At 67.4% G+C, this 288-nt stretch carries 1 protein-coding gene; it reads left to right on the top strand.

The genetic code is table 11. The annotated features are described in order from the left end of the window. A partial coding sequence (locus tag J0A68_RS23375) for a chorismate-binding protein (protein ID WP_206580524.1) occupies positions 1-288 on the top strand: 288 nt, incomplete at both ends.

The following is a 288-nucleotide window of genomic DNA, read 5'->3' as shown; positions in this document are numbered from 1 at the left end:
GGCCGTTTCTATTCCAACCCGCTGGCCGGTTCCGCCCGGCGCGAGGCCGATCCGCAGCGCGATCGCGAAGTGGGGGAGCGGCTGATGGCCTCGGCGAAAGATCGCCACGAGCACCGCATCGTCACTGAAAGCATGCGTGACGTGCTGGCCGGCCGCTGCCGCTACCTGAACGTGCCGCACACCCCTGAACTGCTGACCACCACCACGCTGTGGCATCTCTCCACGCCGATCGACGGCGAGGCGGCGTCTCCGGATGAAAACGCCCTGTCGCTGGCTTGCCTGTTGCAC

This window comes from Algoriphagus oliviformis (assembly GCF_017254915.1).
In the GTDB taxonomy this organism is placed as follows: Bacteria; Bacteroidota; Bacteroidia; order Cytophagales; family Cyclobacteriaceae; genus Algoriphagus; species Algoriphagus oliviformis.
Note: the sequence above shows the minus strand (reverse complement) of the source record. Positions and strands in the feature narration are given on the sequence as shown.